The organism is Jejuibacter sp. L23 (genome assembly GCF_050815825.1).
Lineage (GTDB): Bacteria > Pseudomonadota > Gammaproteobacteria > Enterobacterales > Enterobacteriaceae > Jejubacter > Jejubacter calystegiae.
The window spans coordinates 4,061,721-4,079,344 of the sequence record NZ_CP138199.1; the positions used below are offsets into that span (position 1 = coordinate 4,061,721).

Consider the following 17,624-nt stretch of genomic DNA (forward strand, 5'->3'; position numbering starts at 1 on the left):
TATATAAAATGAAAAAATTAGATTCTTTACAGGTTCTTAGAGGACTAGCCGCTTTATTCGTAGTCATCTTTCATTATCACTACAGACTGGCATGGTTGGAACCAGATACTCTAGGATACTGGCACTCTATCTTTGGATGGAGCTTTATGGGGGTGGATATTTTCTTCGTTATTAGCGGTTTTATTATGGTGTATACAACCCAAGCATATGATGCCGGATGGAAATCATCATGTAAATTCCTGCTAAATAGAGCAACAAGAATAATACCCCTTTATTATTTCTTTTTGCTTGTTGCCTTCTTTTCTATGGGTGCAATGAGTACATTTCACTATGAATCAAAAACAGAAAATTTAATTAGCGCTTTAACGTTTACAGTTTATGACGCAAACGCCGCGCCACACTATATTGATGATAGTGGAATGTATAATGTTCGCTGGACATTAAACTATGAGTTGTATTTTTACATTGCATTCTCCCTTTGTCTTTTACTAAGGGAGCGGATGGCCGCCCTCATATCATGGGCGGCTTGTGTAGTGTTCCTGATACCATTTGTTTTTGGACAGGCCCCGACATTAAGCCCATCAGGATACGATGTTAATCATGCCGCATTTGGATTAATGTCTAACCCAATCATCCTTGATTTTGTTATTGGTGCCTTGTCCGGCTGGCTTTTCTTAGTAATTAAAAAGAATTATAACCCCAATTGGATAGAGAAGATATCCCTACTGATTTCAATCATATTAATCCCCACAATTGCATACGGTGTATTCACCAGACACTTACCAATTCTCAGCCCTAAACTGGGTGGAACAATTGGTGTGTTGATATTAGCACTTGCATTATCAAACGAAATCATAAAAAAACACATACCGAAAGCATTTATATATTTAGGGGATATATCCTTTTCGCTTTACTTATCACACAACACTATAAATTACATAATATTTAAAAGACTTGGAAAATACGCAATCTCTATGCCTATGATTTTGCTGTTATCTATTATATCGTTTCTTATATCCATCGCCATATCACATATAACACACAAGCTTATTGAGGTTAGATTCACGATGTGGATAAAGTTAAAATTAGGTAGGATAGATAACCTGCAGAAGCGGAGCGAAGGGATCGCCCGATAAAAATTCAATACGGCTGATATAAAACTTATCAGCCGTGCCATCTTAACAATAATTACTTTGTTGATTTCTTAGGGCTTGCTGGCCACTCAATATCCGGAGCCATACTGGTATCAACACGGTTTAACATGACCCGGTATTTTTTCCATGCTACCAGTGAAGCGGTTTCGTCATCAGTAGCAATGCCGAGGTCGACAGCATCCTGAAGTGGGGCGATGATCGCTGTTGCGTCGCTCAGCAAGCGGGATTTTTCGGCTTCAGCAACTTCTATAAGTGCCTCTTGAGCTGGCTCTGGCTGTTCAGATTTCTGTAACTCCGGTAACCCGGAATCAGATGCAACTACAACCATCCCCGCCGACTGACCAGACATCATTTTGTTATAGAGGGCATCAGAAATAGCCACAGCATCATCAGGCCAGTTGCCGGACTCATGAAACGCCTGTTCATTTTCAGATGAGTAAAAACCATTGGTGGTTGCAGAGTAATAATTCATTTTAATATCCGATTGCTATGTATCTGATTGGCTGTGCAATAGAAATTGCCTCACCACGATTGGTATCAACAGTAATTCTTCCACCACTAGATGTAAAAGAAGGCACAGCCACAACAGCCACATTCCCACTTACTGACACTCCAGTTCTTGCAGGCGTGGCGGTAATTGATAGTGCTGCATTAGGAAATGATGTAGGAAATGAAAATGAAACTCCAGATGTCGCCGATGATGATACAGGAACTGTCACTGTACCCCACTGGATAATCATTCCTGTACTGGCGTCTTTAAACCATCCGCTTGAAGACCTCGCAGCCGAATTCTTTAACTGATAACGTGCATCTGATTGTGATGTAGTGTAGTAACTACCCTTTGCCTGGTAGCGAGAATCAAAATTTGAATAATCACTGGGATTTACAGAGCCGCCAATGGAAAAAGACTTGCTGTTTTTGCTCCATGAAAAAACACTGATTCCTGCCGTAGAGTCCTGATCAAGACGAATATTACTGCCATCTACCAGCAGAAAATATTGTTGACCAGTATCAGTCTCCGTAAACCTGAGTGCAGGTGATGACCCCTGCAGGACAACCGGCAGCGAGGCAGAGGAATCAAACACAGCCCTACCACCCGTGATACTGACTGAATTACTGTTCTGCGTAGCCATAGTACCCAAACCGAGGTTACTCCTGGCACCTGACGCCGTAGTTGCTCCTGTCCCACCGGATGACATTGATAGCGCGCTCAATAATCTAACTGTACCAGCAATAGTAAATATGCTGCTCGCAGAATCCCAGGTATAAATTGCAGTTCCTGCGGTGGAATCTTGATGTAAACGAATGTTACTCCCATCAACTACCATCCAGTAACTTTTACCAGTATCCGTTTCTTCAAATTTTATGCACGGACTCTGACTTTTTACCGTTAACGGATTAGATGCTGAATTGTTTAATGTCGCTGACCCGCCGGTTATATTAACAGCATTAGCATTCTGGACAGCCATAGATCCCAGACCAAGATTTTTGCGGGACTCTGCTTTATCGTTAACGTCGTTAAGATTTTCATCCTGCCGGAGAAACAGCCCATCCCCCGTTGCAACCTGTAATGTAATACTTTCAGTCTCCGACACAGCAAGGCGATACTGTAGATTAACACTGACGCCATCATTCGGCTTCTCAATAGCAGGGCTACTTCCGACTGAATAAAGAACCCCGTCAGACGTCAGAAGCCCCACTTCGCGCACAACAAACCCACCTACATCAGGAGGCAGGACAAGCATAGCTATATACTGACTGGATTGATCCGGAGAAACCTTCAGGGATGAAATATCACCGCGATAAACTTCGTTAACCAACGCAGTTCGGGCGGGATCAGGCGTCACCTGCTTTCCTGAACCATCACCGACAACAAATTTTTGTAACTCTATTTGCGTGCCACTTTCTTTGGCCGCGGCCTCCAGATCTTTTCCCTGGTCAGTAATAATAGAAAGGTATTCTGACATCATTCCCCCGGATAAATATCGATATCAATATGCGCAGTAATTGCGCCACCGATGAAATAGCTACCTGTCGCACCGATATCAGCGATCACATCAATAGAGCTCAGGTAACTACGTAAATTCTTTGCCTTGTTTACCTGCCGACGAATACGGTCATATAGCTCCGCATTAATTTCGTCGTGGCTGTAAACCTCTACCCGGAACGTATAGGGCTCACGTTTCGGGGTTTCCTGCCACCATTCAATAACGGTCGTCGGCAGGCTGACAGCACTGAGTGAACGCCTCACCGCTCCGGCCGTTCCCCGGTGCTGATGCACATACGCCGCATCCCGGATCACCTGCCGTTTTTGTTCTTCTGTCCATGTGTCCTCCCAGAAATCGACAGCCAGTTCCCAGGCCAGCCAGGGCAACAGATGCGCCGGGCAGTCATCAGCGCTCTTCACCTGGCGGACCATACTGGTATTAATGGCTGTGATCTGCTCAGTACTGGCCTGTTCCATAGACCGCTCAGCTGTTATCGCTGACGGTGGGAGTAAAGAACGGAATTTAGCCATCAGAGCCCCCTTGTATGCGGGTAACATTGATATTCGCACACCAGGGTGCCCTGCCGGCGGCATTTTCAATATCTGCCGCCGGACTGGTCAGTTTCACCCGGGTAACACCCGCCTGTTGCAGAGCGGCATAAATAGCGCTTAATTCACTCATCGCCATTGCTGCGGGCCTCCCCATCTTTCAACAGAGCTAGAAACTCACGACTGCGCTGGCGCTTGCCTGATTGCACTCCCAGTTCAAATGCTCGGTTTATTTCCCTGATGACCGCGATAGCACCAGAATTAGAAAGCTCGCCGGGGAGCGTCAGTTGCTGATCGCCATCTTCATCAAAAACATCGATGACAATGCCATCAACCCGTTCCCTACGCTCTAAATGAACGTCCATCGGATGTAAGTAGCTCATTCGACACTCCCGGTCAGTTCATTGAAGCGAGTGAGGAAGGCGCCGTATGCCTGCCCGGGCTTCAGCGGGATAATGGCAACATCAGCGGAAGGGGCGATCCCCTCAAGAATTGGCCAGAAAGAACCATCATCAAGATCCAGATCCCGGCGCTCTGTCGCTAGCATAATGGGTACGCGCCCGCGGGCAGAATCCCCAGGAGGTTAAGCGACAGCGTAAGCGCGAGGTTGATTACAACCGCGATAACGGTCTGGTGTTCGATTCTGACGCCGCCAACGATAAAGGAGCGACTATCAATGCAACCACAAACCCCGCGCCGCGGGACGATGATTAACCCCCGCGCCAGCCTGGCCGGAGTGGATGCTGTTAACGGGCAGTGCTGGTATGAGATCCGCGCGCTGGCTGCCGGGCGGGTTGAAGTTTACATCTACGATGTTATCGGTGCCTGGGGCGTTTCAGCCCAGCGGTTTGCCAGCGACTGCCGGGAAGTTGGTGTATTCGAGGCCGCCGCCATTGACCTGCATATCCACAGTCCGGGCGGTGACGTGATGGACGGTTTCGCCATCTATAACACCCTGGCGCGCCTGACGGCAAAAGTGGACATCTGGATCGACGGGGTCGCGGCTTCCATGGCTTCAATGATTGCCTGCCTTCCTGGTGCAACGGTCCACATGCCGGAAAACGCCTGGATGATGATTCACAAACCCTGGGGAGGGGTCGCCGGTGACTCGGACGATATGCGGGAATATGCCGACTGGCTGGATCGTAATGAATCGCTGATGTTAAACGCCTATATGCAAAAAACGGGGCTGTCGCAGGAGGCTCTGGAGGCGATGCTGAAAGCAGAAACCTGGATGAATGGCGCCGAAGCGCTGGCGAATGGCTTCGCGGATGTGCTGGAGCCAGAACTGCAGGCCGCGGCCTGTATCAATGAAAATAAACTGAAGGATTTTGGAAATATGCCTCAAGAAATCAAAAATTTGTTTACGCCGCGCGCGCATACCGCACAGAACCGCCCGCAACCGAAAGGGGAGAATGGCACAGAGCCTTCAATCCAGGGGGAGCATCAGAATCCAGGGCAGGCTTCACAGCAGCAGGCCCAGCAGCCCCTGATGGGGAATATCGATATCAGTGCCCTGGCCGCACAGCTGCAGCAGAATATGCAGCAGGCAAACGCCCAGCGGGTTGCTGATGTTTCTGCCGTATTTGAGCAGTTTCCGGCATTCGCCAGCCTGAAAGCGGAGTGTATCGCGGATATGAGCTGTAACGCTGAGCAGGCGCGCAGCAAGTTGCTGTCTGCCCTGGCTGCCGGGACCACGCCGAGCGCCGGACCGGGCGCGGTTCACCTCCATGCCGGCAACGGCAACATTGTAGGGGATTCCGTCCGCGCTGCGGTGATGTCCCGTGCCGGTTATGCCGAGGCGCAGGCGGATAACCCGTATAACGGCTACCCGGTTCACTGCGTATCAGGGCTACCTGTCGAATGGTACGGCGCAAGGGACCATTGAGGAGATCGAGGGTTTTGTGATGACGGTGACGCCGGATGCCCGGTCTAACGCAACAACATCGGAAAATGCGGTTACGGTCGATATTGCCGTCAGCTATTACAAACAGACGCTTGATGGCATCTCGCTGTTTGAAATCGATACCGAGCGCTTTATGCGCCGGGTTAATGGCACCGATATGTTGTCCGGCCTGGCGGCAAAAGTGCGGCTGTAATCTGATCTGACTATGTACAACGGCCTGCGGGCCGTTTTTTTATGGAGCAAATATCATGAATTTTCCCGGTGATACCGTCACGATTAACCTGTACTCCCCGGTCACGCTGGAGAATGGCGCGGCGCTGAATACGGTCACTATGCGTGAACCACTGGTGCGCGACCGCATTGCCTACGCGAAGGATCGCGGCGTGGAGGAGGAAAAAGAACTTCGTATGATTGCGCAGCTGTGCAATCTGAATGAAGCAGACGTTCTGCAACTGACGGCAGCAGACTATGCCCAACTGTTGGACGCCTTTAACGTTTTTATGCTTCCGCCCGATAAGCGTGAAAGAGAAAGAATCGTTGCGTGATCATTTCATTTCAATGCAAGACCACTACAGCGACCCGGCAGACAGAGAGAATTGTGAGTTATACAGGCTGGCTGAAAAGATGCTGGCGTATGTCGAGAAACTGGAACGGAGCAATGCAGTGCAGTATGACCATATTAACCAGCGGCAGTACCATTTCGACCGCTGCCGCAGTTGCACAGAGGGCGCTCGCGGCGGGTGCGGTAATTGTGCATATCTGAAGAAGTAGCCCGGGTGCAGCCGGGCCTGTATGGAGAGAAAGACCATGGCCAAGTTAATCGCAAAAGGTGCCCTTACCGATCGCCAGCGGCAGGTTCTGGAATTCATAGACCAGTACACAGCCCGGCACGGTATGCCACCCACAAATTCCGAAATCGCGGCTGGTATGGGGTTTCGCTCAGCCAATGCCGCAGCAGAACACCTGAAGGCACTGGAGCGCAAAGGGGCTATATCCCTTCGCCCCGGAGTTTCTCGCGGTATCACGGTCACCGCCAGGAGTGAAATAGAACTGCCCAGAACCTGTGATCCAGAATACTGGTTTGAGGGAGTATTTCAGCACTGCCGGTATGAACGTGATGTATGCAAAGCTGTCGAGAATTTTGGTTTAAGAGTTTCGGGGGTGGATCGTGAATCTTGAATGCGTACCTATTTCAACTTACTGCCGGGATTCCGGCGAAACCGTGGAAGCTGTTAATAAGCGGATCCAGCGCGGTTTGTGGCTTGAAGGTGTCCACGTATTAAAGATCGATGGCGTAAAGGAGCGGTGGATTGACTTAACTGAGGTCACAAGATGGGCAAGAAAAAACAAGGATCCCTATCACTCCCACGCGGCATAACGGAGCGCCATAATAAAAGCGGTTCGACACTGGTAATCACATTCACATACAAAGGGGTTCTCTGCAGGGAGCCCCTGTCCAGAATCGAAGTGAATGCCCGTGGAATAAAATATGCTGAACGCTTACTGGGAGAGATTCAGAATAAAATCGCGACTGGTGATTTTGAATATGCTAAATACTTTCCGAAATCCAAAAAACTTCAAATATTTGGAGGGGTAAAGAAAACAAAAAATATTAAAGCGTATCTGGACGAGTATCTTAATATTTGCGAAAACAGGAATCTTTCACCGTCAACAATAGGCGGTTATAAGAAATGCATGAGCGCCCTTTCCGGGCTTCATAAAATGCATGTTGCGGAATTAACGCCCGGCGTGCTGAAAAACTGGATCGCATCGCGAACGACAAGGCTAAAAACGATCAGGAATAACCTGTCATTTTTGCGTAGCGCCCTCGATGAGGCTGTAACAGACGGCCTGCTGGCGGTTAATCCTGTTACCCTGGTCAGCGCATCACGTTATCACGTCGTTGAGAACGTGCCGGATGATGACGATTATGAAGTGGATCCGTTCGCACCGGCGGAAACGGCCGCTATCTATTCAGCCTGCAGATATCAGGAGTGGGAAAACCTGTTCCGCTTCGCCTTCAATACGGGGTTGCGTAGCTCTGAACTATGCGCGCTGGCCTGGGATGATATCGACTTCATTGGCAACACGGCACACGTGCAAAACGCCAGCGTCGCCGGTGTAATCAAAGGGACAAAAACTAAAGCCGGTACCCGCAATGTTGAACTGAACAACGAAGCACTGCAGGCGCTTCAGGCCCAGAAGGCCATAACATTTATGAAAAGCCCGTACATCTTCAGCGATCCGAAAACTGGCGCCCCGTGGGCTAATGCTGATGCCATTCGTAAAAAGGCCTGGGTGCCGACGTTGAAAAAAGCCGGGGTCCGCTATCGTAACCCGTACCAGACGCGGCATACGTTCGCGACGCGGCATATCAGCCAAGGCGTTAACCTTTTCTGGCTGGCCGGGCAGATGGGGCACAAGGGGCCAGAAATGCTGTTTAGACATTATGGAACTTATTTGGCAGCCTACGATGGAAACACTAATATAATAGCTAAAGGCCAGTGATGGCCTTTATTTCATCCCATCATGCCAGTCTTCTACCTCTGAGAACTTCCTCATAATCATCCTCGTGAATGTTTCCTGTTTAGCAGGAGGATGATAGAACTGGAAAGTTTCATAAAGTTTATGAATAACATTCATACATGCACTTACAATTTCTTGAGATCGTTCAGTCCGAAATTCGTGATCCATTTGATAAGCCGTTTCACAATCCAATGTTGTTTTTTCAAGAACAGTTGAAAGAAAATTATCAGGAATGGAAAGACCACGGAGGGATAACACTTCCGAAAGTTTTGATATCTGTTGAGCCTTGGCTAACACATTGAACAAGTAGCTTGAGGACTGATCAACTTTTGCTCTTATTTCTTTATTTTTTTGCTCAGCATCAATATTCGCATCTATCGGCGAAGACTTATTCAACCAAAAGTCTATCGAAAGATCAGAAATTTCAATCACCAACTTCGATACTGAATCAATGATGGATTTAGACTCCGACCGAGTAGCGAGCCTTATAGAATTTTTATAAGCAACTCGCCACCCGATCAAGGCGACACAGAGGCCAATTAGTGTAAGGCACCACGAATACTGTCCTAACTGAGCAAAAAAAGATACTGGTGCTTCTTTGATCAACGATTGCCCTTATGCTCTTTCCGGTTGAGCCATATCAATAAATTTGTAAATTTGCTCTTTGTAGAACGGAACATCGCTTTTTATAACAAGACGAGCCTTAATGTTAGCCTTCGGTAAGCCTTCTTTTCGGATTAATCCGCCAAAAGCCTCTTCCAAAAACGATGATCCAACACCCAAAGCGATACCCCGGAAGTCGACCACGACCTCCTTTTCTTCACCTTTGAGCGCAGGAACCAGGAGCTCCCGGCGGAACCTTTCAGCACTGTTGGGGCTATCAGTTGTATAGCGCCCAAATGGTGTTCTGGAGAACTCCTTCGCAATGACGATGTTTCTCATAAAATCATCTCCTGGGAACCAACGACCACTGTAGTAAAGTTCCTGGTATGTACTCAGCTAGCCTCTCACACCGAGGAGACCTGTCTTTAGAATTATAGTTGTAGCGAGCATGCCCTGTTAAGATCAGTAATGTCTCATCATCTTCACATCCTACGCCAATCGGACGTTTGATGTCTTCCGAGCCGTTCCCACGGCCAGAGCCAACAAACCGAGACTCTCCTACCAGCATAGCTCTACTTATAGAAGATACTTCGTTTTGAACGCTAAAACCATCGTCTTCTTGTACGAAACTCTTAAAAATCCCCAAGCCAAGGTCACAGACTATGAAAACAACCTTGTTCTCATCTGGATTAAACCATGCACATTGCCACCAGCGCTTGCCCTTAAGTAGCAGTATGTCCTCCTTAAAGGCATCATCTTCATAGGCATGATGCGAAACGTTCAAAAGAGCCTCACTAATAGCTGTGAGTAAGAGCCCTAATTGATCATCATTCAAGACAGCCTTCTGTTGCAACATGACGACTGTATCAATAATGTGCTCAAAGGGTTCGACAGCGGACTGAAAGTAACGTTCCTCACGAGTAAGCATTTTTAGCTTCTCATCTGTACCGGCAAGCAATGCTCTAGAAAGGCCGGTACTGACGATCCAGCGGTGTCCCTCAGGATTTTCATCTTTCTTGGGCCAGACAAAACGAATAAAGTTAGGATCTTTGGTAAGAAATTGGGCTCTGTTAACGATGGCGAAAAAGAGCACTGAAGCCGCTGCTGAAGCAAATTTAACCTTACTTAAATCGACAGTTACCTTACTTTTTTTCCTCACACCAATCGACTCTATCGCATTGATAAATCTCAGGGTTCCAGCCCTAGACTCATCTGAATAAATGCAAAACTTCGTTGGTGGCACCAGTGTTGTCATATGGATATTATGGATCAATAGTAAGTGACCCAGATTATCCACTATTTTTACTGTTTTTTGTACCTCGCAGGCCTCTTAGCAAAAATCCTCCACCAGCACACTGTTGAGGGACGCCAAACGGACACCAATATGCACATAAAATGCACGCGCAGAGTTATTAAAAAATGAAAATCTTAATTTTCATTCACTTGCATTAACTACGGATGCGGGTTCAACTCCCGCCAGCTCCACCAAAATCTTCCATCGGTGATTACCAGAGTCATCCGATGAGGTCCTAAGAGCCCGCACGGCGCAAGCCCTGCGGGCTTTTTTGTGTCTGTCGTTGTCCGAGAACACCCGGCTAAATCCGGTGATTATTGGTATACGTTTAGGTATACGATAGGATGTATACCTAAAAACGTACACCAATTCACGAAGGAGCGGCCACAGTGGCACGGACAACACGCCCCCTTACTAATACGCGCTAAAGCGACTGATAAAGATCTCACGCTACATGATGGCGACGGCCTTTTCCTTATGGTGAAAACTAGCGGCAAAAAGCTGTGGCGCTTTCGCTACCAAAGACCGGCAACAAGACAGCGCCCCATGATGGGCCTCGGCGCATTCCCCGCCCTGTCTCTGGCCGAAGCTAGAAGTTTGCGCGCGAAGTATCTTTCTTTATTAGCTAGAGGCATCGACCCGCAAACACAAGCCGAGCAGGTAGCAGAAACAGATCGCGATAGATAGTATTTTTTCAAACGTGGCCGCAAACTGGTTTGCCATGAAGCGCAATAACGTTACACCCGATTACGCGAAAGATATCTGGCGCTCGCTAGAGAAAGATATATTTCCGACCATTGGTGAGATCCCGGTTCAGGAGATAAAAGCGCGTACATTAGTTGAAGCGCTGGAGCCGATTAAAGCGCGTGGCGCACTCGAAACCGTTCGCCGCTTAGTACAACGTATTAACGAAATCATGATTTACGCTGTTAACACCGGTCTGATTGAATGGCAGCTCCTGACTCTTGTGCTCCCTTCTGAGGCTTCTAGCGCTCGATGGTCAGAGATCGAATTCGAGGCGAAGTTATGGACGATACCGGCGGAGAGAATGAAGGCAAAACGCGAACATATTGTTCCTTTGTCGTCTCAAGCAATTGATATTTTATATATCATGAAACCAATTAGCGCTCATCGTGAATTTATATTTCCTAGCAGGAATAATCCAAAGCATCCAATGAATAGCCAAACGGCTAATGCTGCCTTAAAACGAATTGGTTATGGAAGTAAGCTAGTTGCACATGGATTACGCTCAATAGCAAGTACAGCGATGAATGAAGCTGGGCACAATGCTGATGTTATAGAAGCTGCCTTGGCCCATGCAGATAAAAATGAGGTAAGGAGAGCGTATAATCGCTCTCTTTACCTTGAACAACGAGAAAAACTAATGCAATGGTGGGGCAACTTTATATATCTTTCATAGCCTTAATTCTTTTGAAGGGGTCAATTAAATTCAACCCCTTCCCAAGCATCAATAGCATCACAATTTGCATACAAACCAAGGTGAATACCACTTTCAATATCGCTCAAGCTACTCCTTAAAGATAAATATTTATCATTTATATTAAAGTCTTCTGAAGATAAATGACAGAAAATATTATACGGCTTATCCTTTTTAGGTTTTTCTTTTAAATAGTGCCCTTCAAAATCTGGGAGATGAGCAACAGTAATTATATTGCCATTAGAAAGATCTGCCGCCTCCCGAATCCTTTTATTTATTGTCCACATTGCATTTACTCTATCACCTTCAATGAACTTCTGGTCTAAATCGTGTATTGCTATCGCTTTACTACCGAATTGATTTAATATTTTTATGAAAGTTGGTATATTCGCTTTCCCTCTACAATTTATGACACAATATTCATGTTCTTTGCCAGAGTTAAACAAGATATGATTGTAGGCTAAAAACTCAGTGTCCCCCTCCACCAATATCGAACTATCATAGAAGAAAAATTCATTAACTGTTGGACAACATCTATTTAGTGTTTTTAAATTTTCCTTTTCATCCGGAGTAAAAGTATTTTTCTCAGTTTGGAAATATTTTAAATTACTTTGAATATTAGTTACTTTAATGAGGGTTGTATGTGAACGAGTAAGATCAATAAAAAGAGGAGAATGCGTTGTGCAAATTACTTGCCACCCAGCTATATCAGCTAAGGTATAAATTGCATCACGTACAGATCGCACTACTGAGGGGTGCATATTTATTTCCGGCTCATCTACTAATAAAATTTTAGCTTTTTCATTGCTTATAGCTTTCCTACCCTTTTTAAGGAGTCCTTTACCACACAAAGTCTTAATGGCAGCCCACAGAAATGCGCGTTGTACACCAGAACCTTGGTGTGAAAGAGGTGAACTACAACCATTAGTATCAAAAATAAAGCGACTACCTTCTTTAATCGCTTTTTCTGGTTCAAACTTTCCTACCCCTGTCTCAAACCTAACCTTTACGCCTTTAAACATCGAATCAACATTCTCTTCAATACCAGAACTTATATCCTGGATACTATCTAATAAATCAGCTTCAATTTCCTTTGCTAAAACCTGAATTTCGGCGATTATACCTGCCGCTTTCGATTTATCTTTTTTTAATTTCTCAACGGCATTACTTGCAATTAAATCTTTTACTATAGTTTCTAAAGCAACATGAGAGTCATTTGGATTTATTCTTATAGGAGTTGGTAATCTACTTGATAAAATTGAATTCCACCCTCCAGCGCCTCCTGCTTTCCAATCATTGGTCTGATTACTAAAACTAAGTTTTTTACCGTCGTTTTCAGCGTCTTCCCAAATTATTTTGAATTTTGAACATTGTCTAAAACCATCAAGCTCCTCATGAAACCATTCCTGCCCGATCTGCCTTATATCATCCTCATCAACCTCAGTAAACAAACCAGTAATTTCTATAGGAAGTGATTCATCTCTATTATGAAAATCATCAAGACTACGGCTCCCGGAACCCAAGGTGCAATAGGCTTCATACGCATCTAGTATCGTCGACTTACAACTATTGTTTTTACCTATCAAAACCACGACATTATCTATTAAAATTTTTATCTCTTCGCTTATCCCTTTAAAATTTTTGATATAGATCGCAGAAAGTTTCATACATTCTCCATAACAAGTTTTTCTATTAACAAGAAACTTAATTAACCATGCAATCCCCATAAATTAAACATGGTTATTTAAACAGTATATACTCATTTGCACACAGAGTCCTCTCATACATATCCTTCAGCTTGACGGTGTAGTTTTCGTTGTAGTGGTTCACTGAATTTGGCCACCTGAACAGAGATGATATGCTCACCTCAGAACACCACTGGTTCTCCAATGAAAAGAAGAAATTTTAATCCTGAATTAAAATGCGAATCAGCTCAGTTGGTTGTCGACCAAAATTATACCGTCTCTGACGCCGTCGCGCCTGCGCTTGCCTTTTAGTGGCGATCCCAAAGGCATTAAACGCGAATTTGGATCCAAAACGTACCAGATGATATCCGCAAAACCAATCCCGTAAATAACTAAGTGATCTATCCCCGGTTACAGCAAAACACGCTTGTATAAACCACTACGACTGGCGCCATTTTGCAGCCTGATAGCTGAGAAAGTAACCTGCAATGAGAGAGACAGCAAAGCCACTCAACTTTGCCCATATGTTGTCAAACCAGAAAAAAGATCCCATAGCCAGAAAAACGGAAACAGCTGTAATAAGCCCCTCTACAGAATGGGACGCCAGTTTAGTTAAAAACGATTTTACAGACTTCATTCTGTATCTCTTTACAATCGATAGGGTGGCTTTCAATGAAGACAAGGTAAGGTTCAAGCTGTTTTTCTACCAGAAAATATACCATATCCAGATTTTCACGCTTCCCCCTCATATACGCCATTGGAATGTAGGTTTAACGCGCGCAGTCGCAAAGGAGTATGCGGGCCCTGGTATTCGGGTCAACGCGGTCCGCCCGGGCGCGACCGAAACGCCAAATTACATGCGTTCGACCGGTGGAGATGCACATCTGCTTGATGACATGATTCCAATGCGGCGTATCGGTCAGCCTGAAGATGTAGCGGAAACCGTGTTATGGCTGCTTTCAGAAAAAGCCTCCTACGTAACGGGCTCGACCTTTTCAGTCGATGGCGGTATGTCGATTTAATCTTTCCTGTTACCGAAGTTTTACTTCGGTAACGCTTCCCCTTCTCCTCATCCTCCTGTATTTTAGACTTTCCTTAATTTAGCATTCTCTAAATAAAATGACCGAAAGCAACCTCACCCAGCTTAAAGAGAGCGCCCGGGCAGCCTCTGCGCTACTGAATGCCATGAGCAACCCCGGCAGGCTGATGATTCTTTGCACGCTAATTGACGCCCCCGGCACTCCGGCCGGTGAGCTCAGCAGGCTTATTGGGCTAAGCCCGTCTGCAACATCGCAGCATCTTGCCAGGATGAAAGAGGAAAACCTGATTGAGGGTCGTCGCCAGGCGCAGCGGATGAACTACTTCATCATTGACGACGCCGTTCAGAAAATTGTCGCGACCCTGAAAGCGATTTACTGCCCGGAGCCAGAACAATGAGTCTTACCAGCGCATTACCCAAAGAAATTCAGCAGATTAACCAGCAAGGCGCGCTGATTGTCGATATCCGTGAACGGGACGAGTTTCGCCGCGAGCATATCCCTGACGCCATTTCCCTGCCGCTGTCAGAGATCCAGGCAGGCGCAAAACTGGCGGGATCTTCCCCTGCTCAACCGGTGATTTTTCACTGTCAGGCCGGTTCGCGAACCCGGCAAAATGCGGATGCTCTTGCCCGTCTGACTGAGCCCGCCCGGGTGATTTTAATGGATGGTGGAATCAACGCCTGGAAGCAGGCCGGGTTGCCAACGGTGAAAGTCAGCAAACAGCCGCTCCCCCTGATGCGCCAGGTACAAATCGCCGCCGGTAGCCTTATTCTGGCGGGAGTCATCGCCGGTTACAGCATCAGCCCTGGGTTCTTTCTGCTACCCGCCTTTGTCGGCGCCGGACTGACTTTTGCCGGTATCAGCGGCTGGTGCGGTATGGCGATTTTGCTGGAAAAAATGCCCTGGAACCGGCGCTAAGCCGGTGGGCTCTTATCATTCCTGAATCTGCCCCAGAAACTTTTTCAGCACTTCGGAGCGGATCGCCCGATGATAAACCAGCGCCAGTTCGCTCTGAACCAGGCGATCCAGCGTATCGATATAGACGACGTTATTGAGCCGAATCGCCTGTACGGAAGCAGGAAGCAGCGCAATGCCGAAACCCGCCGAGACCAGGCTTATCACCGTGGGCACATCGCTAACCTTTTGCACCACCTTCGGCTGAAAGCCGGCCTGGCGGCAGGCATCGGTAAAATACTGCTCCAGCCCCATACCGTCGGGATCGGTCAGGGTTATCCAGTTTTCATTTTTCAGTGACGCCAGGGTTAGCGCCGTGGCATTCGCCAGCGGATGCTGCTCCCAGAGCGCCAGTCTGGTTTTTTCGCTAAAGAAAGGCCGCACCACCAGCTCATCCGGCACTGCTGCAAGCGGGGCGCGGATCGCCGCTATATCCAGACGATAGTTTTGTACTGCTTCATACAGCGTCTGAACGTCGCCGGTGGTCAGTGAAACCCGGATGTCAGGCCAGCGGGTACGAAGCTGGCGCAGCATGGCGGGGAGTTTTTCATTAAACATGGCGCTGGAGACATAGCCCAGATTCAGCACCCCCTGCTCTCCCCGCGCCGTACGCCTGGCTTCCAGCACGGCCTGGTCGGCCATCTCAATCGCCATACGCGCCTTTTGCAAAAAAGCTTCACCGGCGGGGGTCAGCGTTAAGCGCCGGTGGGCCCGGGAAAAGAGCGATACGCCGAGCCGCTGCTCCAGGCTTTTAATCTGCTGGCTCAGGGCAGGCTGGGCCATGTTCAGCCGCTCCGCCGCCCGATGCATATGAAGCTCTTCCGCCACTGTAATAAAGTTGCGCATCAGCCGAAACTGCATCGTCTGTCCCCCCTCGCCTTTTGATTATAAAAAACTTATCAATATTGCATAAATGATGCAATTGATAGCAATCCTTATTCGAATCACACTGATCCCATCGGTTTGAAGGAGGAATATATGGAAAATCAGGTTCAGGATTTGCGTAGCGCCATCGCGCTGCTGCAACAGCATGACGGTCAGTTTATTGAAACGAATCATCCGGTGGATCCGAATGCCGAACTGGCGGGCGTATACCGGCACATCGGCGCGGGTGGTACAGTGAAACGCCCTACCCGCACCGGCCCGGCGATGATGTTTAACAGCATCAAAGGCTATCCCCACTCGCGCATTCTGGTGGGGATGCACGCCAGTCGCGAGCGGGCCGCGCTGCTGCTGGGGTGTGAGCCTTCCCAACTGGCTTTGCACGTCGGTCAGGCGGTCAAAAATCCCGTCGCTCCCGTGGTGGTGCCTGCCTCACAGGCTCCCTGTCAGGAACAGGTCTTTTACGCTGACGACCCCGACTTCGATTTGCGTAAACTGCTTCCCGCCCCAACCAATACCCCCATCGATGCCGGTCCGTTCTTCTGCCTGGGGCTGGTGTTAGCCAGCGATCCTGAAGACGCCTCGCTCACCGATGTGACGATTCACCGCCTCTGCGTACAGGAGCGCGACGAACTTTCGATGTTCCTTGCCGCCGGGCGTCATATCGAAGTCTTCCGTCAGAAAGCGGAACAGGCCGGAAAACCGCTGCCGGTCACCATCAATATGGGGCTCGATCCCGCCATCTACATCGGCGCCTGCTTTGAAGCCCCCACCACGCCCTTTGGCTATAACGAACTCGGCGTCGCCGGGGCGCTGCGCCAGACGCCGGTCGAGCTGGTACAGGGGGTTTCCGTTGCACAAAAAGCCATCGCCAGAGCCGAAATTATTATCGAAGGGGAGCTGCTGCCAGAGGTGCGAGTCCGGGAAGATCAACACACCAATACCGGCCACGCCATGCCCGAATTCCCGGGTTACTGCGGTGAAGCCAACCCGTCGCTGCCGGTTATTAAGGTCAAAGCGGTCACCATGCGTCACCAGGCCATTCTTCAGACTCTGGTCGGCCCGGGCGAGGAGCACACCACTCTGGCTGGATTACCAACCGAAGCCAGTATCTGGAATGCCGTCGATGCGGCTATTCCCGGCTTCCTGCAAAATGTTTACGCCCATACCGCAGGCGGCGGTAAATTCCTGGGGGTTCTGCAGGTGAAAAAACGCCAGCCGTCCGATGAGGGGCGCCAGGCCCAGGCGGCGCTGATTGCGCTGGCGACTTACTCGGAATTGAAGAATATTATTCTGGTTGATGAGGATGTCGATATCTTCGACAGCGACGATATTCTGTGGGCTATGACCACCCGCATGCAGGGCGATGTCAGCATCACTAATATTCCGGGAGTCAGAGGGCACCAGTTGGATCCGTCCCAGATGCCGGATTACAGCCCGTCGATTCGCGGGCAGGGTATCACCAGTAAAACGATATTCGACTGTACGGTACCCTGGGCGCTGAAGTCCCGTTTTGAGCGGGCGCCGTTTATGGAAGTCGATCCCCGCCCGTGGGCGCCGGACTACTTTAAAAAATAACCGACGGCGTTAGTTAAACGCACAAAGC

20 protein-coding genes and 3 pseudogenes are annotated in these 17,624 nt (G+C 48.2%); 12 read left to right on the forward strand and 11 right to left on the reverse strand.

Annotation, left to right across the window (positions count from 1 at the left end; all coding sequences use genetic code 11):
- Nucleotides 1–8: 8 nt before the first annotated feature.
- Nucleotides 9–1,136: an acyltransferase family protein gene (locus SCU88_RS19465; protein WP_175340886.1), complete on the forward strand. Its 1,128-nt coding sequence runs from the start codon at nucleotides 9–11 to the stop codon at nucleotides 1,134–1,136.
- 52 nt (nucleotides 1,137–1,188) lie between these two features.
- Here the strand turns inward: SCU88_RS19465 and SCU88_RS19470 are convergent, their stop codons facing one another.
- The 6 genes and pseudogenes from SCU88_RS19470 to SCU88_RS19495 form a co-directional block, all read right to left on the reverse strand.
- Nucleotides 1,189–1,626, reverse strand: coding sequence for a tail fiber assembly protein (locus tag SCU88_RS19470; RefSeq protein WP_175340887.1), 438 nt, complete (start codon nucleotides 1,624–1,626; stop codon nucleotides 1,189–1,191).
- 1 nt (nucleotide 1,627) lies between these two features.
- Nucleotides 1,628–3,124 carry a phage tail protein gene (locus SCU88_RS19475; protein ID WP_175340888.1) on the reverse strand — a complete coding sequence of 499 codons (1,497 nt, stop codon included), beginning with the start codon at nucleotides 3,122–3,124 and terminating at the stop codon, nucleotides 1,628–1,630.
- Entirely contained in the window at nucleotides 3,121–3,618 is a 498-nt protein-coding gene (locus tag SCU88_RS19480; RefSeq protein ID WP_431810044.1) for a phage tail protein I, read from the reverse strand. Before SCU88_RS19480 ends, SCU88_RS19475 begins: the two co-directional genes overlap by 4 nt.
- Nucleotides 3,619–3,664: 46 nt before the next feature.
- Nucleotides 3,665–3,823, reverse strand: a pseudogene (locus tag SCU88_RS19485) (baseplate assembly protein); the annotation flags it as partial.
- Entirely contained in the window at nucleotides 3,816–4,073 is a 258-nt protein-coding gene (locus SCU88_RS19490) for a hypothetical protein (protein WP_431810045.1), read from the reverse strand. The gene SCU88_RS19490 and the pseudogene SCU88_RS19485, both read right to left, overlap by 8 nt.
- Nucleotides 4,070–4,240: pseudogene (locus SCU88_RS19495) on the reverse strand (HD family hydrolase); the annotation flags it as partial. The pseudogene SCU88_RS19495 and the gene SCU88_RS19490, both read right to left, overlap by 4 nt.
- A gap of 126 nt (nucleotides 4,241–4,366) precedes the next feature.
- Between SCU88_RS19495 and SCU88_RS19500 the strand changes: the two are divergent.
- From SCU88_RS19500 to SCU88_RS19525, 6 genes are all read left to right on the forward strand, one after another.
- Nucleotides 4,367–5,578: a head maturation protease, ClpP-related gene (locus SCU88_RS19500; RefSeq protein ID WP_175340890.1), complete on the forward strand. Its 1,212-nt coding sequence runs from the start codon at nucleotides 4,367–4,369 to the stop codon at nucleotides 5,576–5,578.
- On the forward strand, nucleotides 5,484–5,789 hold the full coding sequence (locus SCU88_RS19505; RefSeq protein ID WP_175340891.1) for a phage major tail tube protein: 306 nt from the start codon (nucleotides 5,484–5,486) through the stop codon (nucleotides 5,787–5,789). The genes SCU88_RS19500 and SCU88_RS19505 overlap by 95 nt, the downstream gene beginning before the upstream one ends.
- 55 nt (nucleotides 5,790–5,844) lie before the next feature.
- Nucleotides 5,845–6,141 (forward strand): phage tail assembly protein, encoded by a 297-nt coding sequence (locus SCU88_RS19510; protein ID WP_175340892.1) that lies wholly within the window; start codon nucleotides 5,845–5,847, stop codon nucleotides 6,139–6,141.
- Between the two features lie 262 nt (nucleotides 6,142–6,403).
- Nucleotides 6,404–6,775, forward strand: coding sequence for a LexA family transcriptional regulator (locus SCU88_RS19515; RefSeq protein WP_175340893.1), 372 nt, complete (start codon nucleotides 6,404–6,406; stop codon nucleotides 6,773–6,775).
- Nucleotides 6,765–6,974, forward strand: coding sequence for an excisionase (locus tag SCU88_RS19520; protein WP_431810046.1), 210 nt, complete (start codon nucleotides 6,765–6,767; stop codon nucleotides 6,972–6,974). The genes SCU88_RS19515 and SCU88_RS19520 overlap by 11 nt, the downstream gene beginning before the upstream one ends.
- Nucleotides 6,929–8,104: an Arm DNA-binding domain-containing protein gene (locus SCU88_RS19525; RefSeq protein WP_175340894.1), complete on the forward strand. Its 1,176-nt coding sequence runs from the start codon at nucleotides 6,929–6,931 to the stop codon at nucleotides 8,102–8,104. The genes SCU88_RS19520 and SCU88_RS19525 overlap by 46 nt, the downstream gene beginning before the upstream one ends.
- A gap of 6 nt (nucleotides 8,105–8,110) precedes the next feature.
- Here SCU88_RS19525 and SCU88_RS19530 read toward each other — a convergent pair whose 3' ends face one another.
- The 3 genes from SCU88_RS19530 to SCU88_RS19540 are packed head-to-tail and all read right to left on the reverse strand — an operon-like array spanning nucleotide 8,111 to nucleotide 9,980.
- Complete coding sequence (locus SCU88_RS19530) at nucleotides 8,111–8,728, reverse strand: hypothetical protein (RefSeq protein ID WP_175340895.1); 618 nt, start codon at nucleotides 8,726–8,728, stop codon at nucleotides 8,111–8,113.
- Nucleotides 8,729–8,737: 9 nt separating this feature from the next.
- Nucleotides 8,738–9,064, reverse strand: a complete 327-nt coding sequence (locus tag SCU88_RS19535; protein WP_175340896.1) for an STAS-like domain-containing protein — start codon at nucleotides 9,062–9,064, stop codon at nucleotides 8,738–8,740.
- Between the two features lie 4 nt (nucleotides 9,065–9,068).
- Nucleotides 9,069–9,980, reverse strand: coding sequence for a hypothetical protein (locus tag SCU88_RS19540; RefSeq protein WP_175340897.1), 912 nt, complete (start codon nucleotides 9,978–9,980; stop codon nucleotides 9,069–9,071).
- A 428-nt stretch (nucleotides 9,981–10,408) separates the two neighbouring features.
- Between SCU88_RS19540 and SCU88_RS19545 the strand changes: the two are divergent.
- Nucleotides 10,409–11,439: pseudogene (locus tag SCU88_RS19545) on the forward strand (tyrosine-type recombinase/integrase).
- Nucleotides 11,440–11,459: 20 nt separating this feature from the next.
- Here the strand turns inward: SCU88_RS19545 and SCU88_RS19550 are convergent.
- On the reverse strand, nucleotides 11,460–13,124 hold the full coding sequence (locus tag SCU88_RS19550; RefSeq protein ID WP_175340898.1) for an AAA family ATPase: 1,665 nt from the start codon (nucleotides 13,122–13,124) through the stop codon (nucleotides 11,460–11,462).
- Nucleotides 13,125–13,630: 506 nt separating this feature from the next.
- Between SCU88_RS19550 and SCU88_RS19555 the strand changes: the two genes are divergently transcribed.
- The 3 genes from SCU88_RS19555 (at nucleotide 13,631) to SCU88_RS19565 (ending at nucleotide 15,100) form a co-directional block, all read left to right on the forward strand.
- Complete coding sequence (locus SCU88_RS19555; RefSeq protein WP_431810047.1) at nucleotides 13,631–14,164, forward strand: SDR family NAD(P)-dependent oxidoreductase; 534 nt, start codon at nucleotides 13,631–13,633, stop codon at nucleotides 14,162–14,164.
- A 97-nt stretch (nucleotides 14,165–14,261) separates the two neighbouring features.
- Nucleotides 14,262–14,579, forward strand: a complete 318-nt coding sequence (locus SCU88_RS19560; protein WP_138099016.1) for an ArsR/SmtB family transcription factor — start codon at nucleotides 14,262–14,264, stop codon at nucleotides 14,577–14,579.
- Entirely contained in the window at nucleotides 14,576–15,100 is a 525-nt protein-coding gene (locus SCU88_RS19565) for a rhodanese-like domain-containing protein (protein WP_175340899.1), read from the forward strand. Before SCU88_RS19560 ends, SCU88_RS19565 begins: the two co-directional genes overlap by 4 nt.
- Nucleotides 15,101–15,115: 15 nt before the next feature.
- Here the strand turns inward: SCU88_RS19565 and SCU88_RS19570 are convergent, their stop codons facing one another.
- Nucleotides 15,116–15,997 (reverse strand): LysR substrate-binding domain-containing protein, encoded by an 882-nt coding sequence (locus SCU88_RS19570; protein ID WP_175340900.1) that lies wholly within the window; start codon nucleotides 15,995–15,997, stop codon nucleotides 15,116–15,118.
- Nucleotides 15,998–16,114: 117 nt separating this feature from the next.
- Here SCU88_RS19570 and SCU88_RS19575 point away from each other — a divergent pair, with 117 nt between their 5' ends.
- The gene (locus SCU88_RS19575; protein ID WP_138099019.1) at nucleotides 16,115–17,596 is read left to right on the forward strand and encodes a UbiD family decarboxylase; all 1,482 of its coding nucleotides are present in this window, start codon (nucleotides 16,115–16,117) and stop codon (nucleotides 17,594–17,596) included.
- The last annotated feature ends 28 nt before the right edge of the window (nucleotides 17,597–17,624 follow it).